General features: G+C 64.3%; 10 protein-coding genes. 4 read left to right on the top strand and 6 right to left on the bottom strand.

The genetic code is table 11. From position 1 onward, the window contains the following. Positions 1-389: 389 nt before the first annotated feature. Both G3480_RS24335 and G3480_RS24330 read right to left on the bottom strand, forming a co-directional pair. Complete coding sequence (locus tag G3480_RS24335) at positions 390-560, bottom strand: hypothetical protein (protein WP_164656819.1); 171 nt, start codon at positions 558-560, stop codon at positions 390-392. Continuing rightward, positions 557-706, bottom strand: a complete 150-nt coding sequence (locus tag G3480_RS24330; RefSeq protein WP_164656818.1) for a hypothetical protein — start codon at positions 704-706, stop codon at positions 557-559. The genes G3480_RS24335 and G3480_RS24330 overlap by 4 nt, the downstream gene beginning before the upstream one ends. A 59-nt stretch (positions 707-765) precedes the next feature. Here G3480_RS24330 and G3480_RS24325 point away from each other — a divergent pair, with 59 nt between their 5' ends. Genes G3480_RS24325 through G3480_RS24315 form a run of 3 tightly spaced genes read left to right on the top strand, consistent with a single transcriptional unit; the run spans position 766 to position 2,950 of the window. Beyond that, positions 766-1,083, top strand: a complete 318-nt coding sequence (locus G3480_RS24325) for a YebG family protein (protein ID WP_164656817.1) — start codon at positions 766-768, stop codon at positions 1,081-1,083. Between the two features lie 7 nt (positions 1,084-1,090). Then, positions 1,091-1,510 (top strand): carboxymuconolactone decarboxylase family protein, encoded by a 420-nt coding sequence (locus G3480_RS24320; RefSeq protein ID WP_164656816.1) that lies wholly within the window; start codon positions 1,091-1,093, stop codon positions 1,508-1,510. A gap of 15 nt (positions 1,511-1,525) precedes the next feature. Beyond that, entirely contained in the window at positions 1,526-2,950 is a 1,425-nt protein-coding gene (locus tag G3480_RS24315) for an NAD(P)H-binding protein (RefSeq protein ID WP_164656815.1), read from the top strand. Here G3480_RS24315 and G3480_RS24310 read toward each other — a convergent pair. Together G3480_RS24310 and G3480_RS24305 are read right to left on the bottom strand one after the other, a co-directional pair. Next, the gene (locus G3480_RS24310) at positions 2,947-3,216 is read right to left on the bottom strand and encodes a hypothetical protein (protein WP_164656814.1); all 270 of its coding nucleotides are present in this window, start codon (positions 3,214-3,216) and stop codon (positions 2,947-2,949) included. The two genes, G3480_RS24315 and G3480_RS24310, sit on opposite strands and share 4 nt — an antisense overlap. 215 nt (positions 3,217-3,431) lie before the next feature. Beyond that, positions 3,432-3,710: a hypothetical protein gene (locus tag G3480_RS24305; protein WP_164656813.1), complete on the bottom strand. Its 279-nt coding sequence runs from the start codon at positions 3,708-3,710 to the stop codon at positions 3,432-3,434. A 562-nt stretch (positions 3,711-4,272) separates the two neighbouring features. Between G3480_RS24305 and mgtE the strand changes: the two genes are divergently transcribed. Further along, entirely contained in the window at positions 4,273-5,625 is a 1,353-nt protein-coding gene (gene mgtE / locus G3480_RS24300) for a magnesium transporter (RefSeq protein ID WP_164656812.1), read from the top strand. 277 nt (positions 5,626-5,902) lie between these two features. Here mgtE and G3480_RS24295 read toward each other — a convergent pair whose 3' ends face one another. After that, a complete protein-coding gene (locus G3480_RS24295; protein ID WP_164656811.1) occupies positions 5,903-6,424 on the bottom strand; it encodes a hypothetical protein in 522 nt (173 codons plus the stop codon). Between the two features lie 351 nt (positions 6,425-6,775). Continuing rightward, on the bottom strand, positions 6,776-7,324 hold the full coding sequence (locus G3480_RS29740) for a zinc ribbon domain-containing protein YjdM (RefSeq protein WP_476718471.1): 549 nt from the start codon (positions 7,322-7,324) through the stop codon (positions 6,776-6,778). Positions 7,325-7,429 lie beyond the last annotated feature (105 nt).

The following is a 7,429-nucleotide window of genomic DNA, read 5'->3' as shown; positions in this document are numbered from 1 at the left end:
ACTTTTTGGGGGTCATTTGTCCCCCCGGGGGTTTATAAACGCCCCCCCCCCTGCCTTGCTCCCGCCCACCCGGTACCTTTTCCCAAACGCCCGGGGGGCGGGGCCCCCGGCCGCTCGGGGGCCCCGGGGGGGGGGGGGCCCCGCTCCCACCGTCCGCTCCATCAACAACTTCCCCCCTTTTGCAAAGGGGGGGTAGGGGGGATTTCGAGCGGCACCGCTCGCACTCGGGAAACAATTGATGGGCATTGTCTAAGCAGGCCCGGCGATGCGCCTCGAAGGCCTTGGCGGTCAGGGCGAGGATCGGGCAGCCGCATGCGCTCGGGAAGCTCTCGAATCGCGCGGACCGCCTTCAGACCCTCCATGACCGGCATGTCCATCAGCACCAAGTCTTACGTCTGCTCGCGGACCTTGCCTGCCGCGATCTGACCGTCGTCGACGACCAAGACGCGCCGTCCGGCGCTGAACCCCCGCGGGACCTGCGCCTCGGATCGCCGCCCCAACTCTAAAGCCGCAGGCAATGGGGCCATGCCCGGCTGGGGCTTGCGCAAGCGCGCGGTCAAGACATGCTCCATCCCCGCAGCGCCGAGATGATCTCCTGCAGACGAGCGACCAGCCGGGCGAGCGACTGCTCGGGCGGCTGACGGCTGGCTGCCCAATGCAAAATGCCAATCAGAATTGCCGCACCCGCCTCCAGGTCGAGCCGCACTTGCAGGCCCGTTATACTGCTCGGCGAGCTGCGCCCATCGCTAGACCGGAGAATCCGCCATGATCGAGATCGAGTACATCGTCAAAGACAGTAACGGAGTGGAGAGATTGCGAACCACCGACAAGAAGGCCGCAGATGCCTATGACCGGGCTCTGGACAATGCCGAGCGACTGGCGCAGATGATCCGCAAGGACAAGGTGCTGCCCAGCCTCTCGGACACCGAGCTGGAGGAACTGACCATCTACCTGGCCCGCAATGCGCGTGATGTGGAGCGGGTGCTCAAGGGCAAGGCGCCAGAGCGCGATCCGACCGAGACCCTGGCTCCGGTTCCGGCTCCGGCCACGGACAAGATCGCACCGATCAAGGCCGCTGGCTGAGCCTGGCATGAGCCGGCCGCCCGCAGCCGATCAAGGGGAAACGCAAGCGCGTTTCGCCGCGCTGCTTGATGACTTTCCTTGGGAGCGCCCAAGCGCGCGGTGGTCTTCATTCGACCCCGAACTCGCCGCCGAGTTGTCGCGGCACATCTTTGCTGGCCTTTATGCCCGTGATCGCATCTCCCTGCAGACCCGCCAGCTGATTGCCGTGTCCGCGCTCGCCGCGCTTGGTCACGAAGAAGAGCTGCGCGTCCACCTTTGGGTCGCACTCAAGTCCGGTGTCGACCCTGAAACCCTGGCCGAAGCCTGCTTCCAGGTCGGGACCTATGCGGGACTGCCGGCGACCAATCGCGCGCTGGCCGTGCTCCAAGCGGTCATCCAGGGCTACGACGCTCGCGCGCGTGCAACCGCTCCAACATCGCCTGGATAAAGGGCCGCGAAGCCGATGATCAGATCCCCCGGGGAGCGACCGCGCCTCGCCATCGCCGGCGCCAGCGGCTTTGTCGGCACCGCGCTCCTACCGCGCCTCGCGGAGCGCTTCCAGGTCACCGCGCTGACGCGTTCGCCCGTTCGCGCCGCAGCGCCGGCCAGCATTGCAAATGTCCGCTGGCGCCATTGCGACCTCTTCCGCGCCAGCGAGGTTGCTTCCAGCCTGGCGGGCATGGACTACGCCGTCTATCTGGTCCACTCGCTCGCGCCCTCCTCTCGGTTGACGCAGGCGAGTCCACGCGACATGGACCTTGTGCTGGCCGACAACTTTGCCCGCGCGGCTGCCGCCAATGGTGTGCGCCAGATCCTCTTCGTCAGCGGCGTCATGCCGCAGAGCTTCAGATTTTCGCCGCTGCCGTGGAGCCGCCGCGAGGTCGAGATGGTACTGGCCTCGCAGGGGACCCCGGTCACGGCGCTGCGGCCCAGCCTCATCCTCGGACCGGGAGGGACCGGTCCGAATCTGCTCATCGATCTGGTGCGGCGGCTGCCGGTCTTGCTGTTGCCGCCATCGAGCGCTTCGCGCACCCGCCCCATCGCCCTGCCGGACCTGGTTCGCGCCATCCTCCACTGTCTCGGTCGTCCTGACGACTTCTCCGGCGCCTTCGATATCGGCGGCGCGGAGGAGCTGAGCTATGAGCAGATGCTGCGCCAAACAAGCCAGGCGCTCGGGCTGAAGCGCGTCATCCTCCGCGTGCCGCTTTTGCCCACGCCCCTGGTCTCGCTGACCGCCCGGATGATCAGTGGCGCACCAACCCAGATGGTCGGCGCCATTGTGGAAAGCCTGCCGCAAGACACGGTGATGCAGGACAACCCGCTACAACAGGCCATCGAGCCCGAGGCGCTGACGTTCAGCGAGGCATTGAAACCCTGCGTCGATCCCCTGTCGCGACGACCGCGACCGAAGCCTCGGGAGCAGCTGCTGAGGGCGGACCGAGCGCTGATGCGCAAGGAGGCGCGCGTGCGCTCCATCCAAAGGGTGCTTTTGCCGCCCGGACAAGACGCGGCCTGGGTCAGCGGGAATTACTTTCGTTGGCTAGGCAGCTGCTGCTGGCCGCTGATTCGCAGCCAGGTCGACAGTGCCGGCGATGTGGAGGTCTGGCTCAGGCTGCCGCGGCTGAAGCTGCTGTCGCTGCGCTGGCTAGCGCACCAAAGCACAGCAGACCGCCAGGTCTACGCCATCTGTGGCGGCGCCCTCGCGCGCGCCGGCAGCGCGCATGCCCGCTTCGAGTTCCAGACGCTGCTCGACGGGCGCTACACCATGACCGCCATCCACGAATACGCCCCCGCCCTACCTTGGTATCTCTACATCCCCACGCAAGCACTGGGGCACTGGCTGGTGATGCGGCGCTATCAGGCCCGCTTGGCGCGACTGGCGCGCTAGCACTCACCCGTGGCCAGTCCGCGCGGCTGCTGGCGGCAGATCCACGCAGCTGGCCGCTGGCGCTCATGCAGCGGAAGGACGTCGTTCATCCAAGCCGCCATGTGCAGCCGCACCCTTCTCATGATGGCGACATGATGGAAATGGTCGCTGTAGATCGCCGCCTGACCGAAGACACCGCCAAGCCGCGTAGGGCGGATGCCCGATAGGGCGATCCGCCATGCCGAGGTCAGCGTAAGACGCCAACATGCAACCTCAGCGGCTGCCAAATGGCGGAACCGCTATCGCGTTCCGCCTTACGCCCTACGCCTTACGCTCGACACCAGTTGCCTCTTTCATCGCTCCCCCGCCGATGGCGACTCGATCGACCCAGCCTCGTAGGGCGGATGCCCGATAGGGCGATCCGCCGTGCCGAGGTCGGCGTAAGACGCCAAGGTGCAACCTCAGCGGCTGCCACATGGCGGAACCGCTATCGCGTTCCGCCTTACGCGTTTCGCTCATTCTCCAATGCCTTCTGCGTGATCTCCTGATAGAGACCAACGGCGCGCGTGTAGAGCCCCTGAAGGTCCGGCCGTTTGTCGACCAGACGCTTAACGTCCTGGGCGTCGTCCAGCAGACGTTTGAGGTAGGCGATCTCAGTATCACCCAAGCGCTCGCCGCGCTCGACTTTGGCCTTCATATCCAGTGCTCGGGGAAGACGATACTTCTCGAAACGCTCGATAACCGCGACGATGACGCCGTCGTCATGTGATGGATCTGCCATGATGCTCTCCTGGGAGGGGTGATCTAGCCGCCTTTTGATTCTGAACACGCCTAGGCGCGGAACATAGGAGCACGACTCCCCTATTGCATGTTTTGCGTGGGCGAATACCGCCGCTCGGCAGCACCATGCGCCCATTCCGAGAGTCCCGTCATGCGCTGCTTGGCAGCATGGCAAGCCACCCACTAGTCAACCTAAGTCTGCCAACTCGAACCGTGAAGCAGCTCCCAAACAAGGCCCTGAGCTGGTAGCGCTTTCTCGGGTGAAAGCTTGGCGCCTGACCAGCAAGCCGAGGCCTCAAGTCGAACCGAGGTTTTCCATGTCTTATCCCTGCGCCGAGGTGCCCTCGGATACAGCGTCCGCGCGAAACAAGCCTCTACTTTTTTCGCGTCCTTTGCGCCTCTCTGGTTCCATTTGCAGAACTGAGGCGCCGTGCCCCGCTGGCGGCGAGTCCGCGCCGCGGCACGACCCCTATCTGCTCTACCTCCGTTGGCCCCTATGATCCAGGGCGTATATGCTCCCCCTTCCCAAGCTGACGGGATGACGAGGGTAGGCAGAGTTGAGTATGGAATCGACAAGCATCCAGCAAGTCGCACTCGCCGAGCTGGCGCTGCGGGATCTCGCTGAGGGACGTACGGAACTCCTGGAGAACGCACTCGAGGAACTCCACCCGGCGGAGATCGCAGGCCTCCTGGAAGGCATGCCTCCCGAGCCGCGCCAGGCAACCTGGGCGCTGGTGCCCGAAGCGCAGCGTGGTGAGGTGCTGGCCTACATCCACGACGAGGCTCGGGCAAGCCTCATTGACGAGATGCAGCCCGAGGAGCTGGTCGAGGCCGCCGAGCAGATGGACGATGAGGACCTCGCGGAGGTACTCAATGTCCTGCCGACGGATCTCACCGAAACGGTCCTGACCGCCTTGGACGAGGATCACCGCCTGCGCATCGAAGCCGTGCTGAGTTATCCGGAAGGCACGGCCGGACGTCTCATGAGCACCAACGTTCTCAGTGTGCGTGCCGACGTGACCCTCGCGGTCGTCCTGCGCTGGCTGCGTCGCCATCGGGCGCTGCCTCCGCACACCGACTCACTCATGGTGGTCGACGACGACGGTCGTTATCTCGGCAGGCTGGACATGGGCTTGGTCGTGACCGGTGATCCGGACAGCCTGGTCGCCGCAGTCATGGAGACGGGGGCGGAGCTGGTGCGCGCCGACGCGACCGAGGCGGACCTCACCTCGCTGTTCGAGCGCAGAGACCTGATCTCCGTGGCCGTCTTGGACGAGGAGGACCGCCTGCTCGGTCGGATCACCATCGACGACGTGGTCGACGTCATTCGCGAGGAGGCGGATCGGCGTCTGCTGCAGAGTGCCGGCCTCGAGGCAGAGGAAGACCTCTTCGCCCCGGTACTCCCCAGTGCGCGCAGGCGCGGCGTTTGGCTCGGCATCAACCTCATGACCGTGTTCCTCGCCGCCTGGGTGATCGGCAGGTTCGAAGATGCCTTGGAGAAGATCGTCGCCTTGGCGGTGCTCATGCCGGTGGTCGCCAGCATGGGCGGTATCGCCGGCAGCCAGACCCTGACCTTGACCATCCGGGGCCTTGCGCTCAATCAGATTGCGGATTCGAACCTGCGCTGGCTCCTGCTCAAGGAGCTGGGCGTCGGCGCCCTCAATGGCCTGGTGTGGGCCGCGCTGGTCGCACTGGTGACCTTGCTGTGGTTCCACAGCACAGGGCTCGCGTTAGTGATCGCGGTCGCCATGCTCTTGAACCTGCTGGCCGCCGCGTTTTCGGGCATCGCTGTCCCCCTGATCCTACATCGCCTCGGCATCGATCCCGCGCTCTCAGGTGCGGTCATCCTCACGACGGTGACCGATGTGGTGGGTTTTCTGAGCTTTCTGGGACTGGCAAGCCTGTTCTTGATCTAGCGATCCAAGGCCGTCGGTATCGGTATCGGTATCGGTATCGGGAGCGAACCGACGATAGCGATCCCGATTCCGATAGCGATCCCGATGGCATGACTCGTCGCTCTGAAGCGAAGCCTCGCTAAGAGAGCGTCCATCAATTGTTTCCCGATGTGAGCGATGCCGTCCGAAATCCCCCCTGGCCCCCCTTTGCGAAAGGGGGGAAGTTGTTGATGGTCACTTTCTAAGAATGGACGCCGAGGAAAAGCGCTACGTCCTGGTGATCAACCGCCTGAGGACACTAGCGGGCCGGAGTGATGATGGCGAACAGCATGTCCGGCATGTGCTTGGTGTCGGTGGATGCATCGAATGGCCACAGCTTGGGGGTGACTGAACGGAACTGCCCCATGGAGTAGATGACCTCAACCGCAAAGGTGATCTGCGCAACGGGTGCCTCACCCCCTGAGTGGTCTGGGATCAGGATCGTGCAGGACCCATCCCCCTCGCACCCGCGGAGTTGCAAGCCTGGCTGCCATTTGGGGTCGGCACTGATCGCGCCATCCTCGCTTGCGGCGAGGAGCGCTGCAGCCACGTCCCGCGCCAGAGGCCCGTATCCGTTGAGTCCAGCCGGGTAGGCATCATTGAAGGAGCCGTCCGTAAAGGTGACGTCATAGGACTGCCCCTGGATCTCGACGGCCAGCACGCCAGCAATCTCGCCGCCGTCTACGACCAGTGAGAGCGCGTGGGCTGAGCATGCCGCCCCGATGCACAGGACCAGGATGGCTGGACGCAAAAGCTGCTTCTTCAAGTCTCTGATCTGCATGCTACTCTCCTGAAAAACTCATCGCGCAACCCCGCCTCTGCACCAGGTTTGGTTAACAGAATTCACGCAGATCAACCTGGGAGCGGCGCCCCGCCGCGATCGCGCGCAAGGGCGCCGCTCCCACCGACCGCGCGGTTGGAACCAAGGATGATCGAGGCCGTCAGACGCTGAGCCTTAAGCCGATTCACCTGCGATTCGAACCAAGCGTAACTCTCCGAGCGAATGGCGCCACGGCGCCGCGATCACTGCTAAGCAACATGTCCATCAATTGTTTCCCGATGCGAGCGATGCCGCCCGAAATCCCCCCTAGCCCCCCTTTGCGAAAGGGGGGAAGTTGTTGATGGAGGCTTTCTAAGCCTTCTTCACGAACTCGGATTTGAGCTGCATTGCGCCAACACCCGCAATCTTGCAATCAATATTGTGGTCCCCGTCCACGAGACGAATGTTCTTGACCTTGGTCCCGACTTTGACGACCGCGGACGAGCCCTTCACCTTAAGATCCTTGATCACCACGACCGAATCTCCATCGAGCAAGGGATTGCCGTTGGCGTCCTTAACCTCAGCCCCGCCTTCCCCCGCGCTTTCTTCTCCAGCAATGGACCATTCGTGGCTACACTCCGGGCAAAGGTACATCGCACCGTCTTCGTACGTGTACTCAGAATTGCAGTTCGGGCAGGTTGGAAAATGACTCATGGATACATCTCTGTCTTCGGCCTTGATCGTGGATTTGGTCCAACCAAGCCGGTTGGTGTAGGCAGCACCCTTGCCGCGACGGGCGCCCGATCGCTGCGGGGCGCCGCTTCCAGGTCGCACGGCCTGATCGAGGCTGAAGGGTTGCGCCGAGAAGTGGGCCGGGGCGGTGGTCGGTGGTCGGTGGTCGGTGGCGGGGGATTCTACCATTGCGGCGGTCGGTCGGTCGGTTGGGGCTCGATCATCCTTTGGTCCAAGCGCACGACCGGTGGGAGCGGCGCCCCCCCCCCCCGCGTCCCCCGACACCCGCCCGCG

It is taken from the genome of Thiorhodococcus mannitoliphagus, assembly GCF_010915725.1.
Classification (GTDB): domain Bacteria; phylum Pseudomonadota; class Gammaproteobacteria; order Chromatiales; family Chromatiaceae; genus Thiorhodococcus; species Thiorhodococcus mannitoliphagus.
The sequence above is the reverse complement of the archived record's forward strand: the minus strand, read 5'-3'. Positions and strand labels throughout refer to the sequence as shown.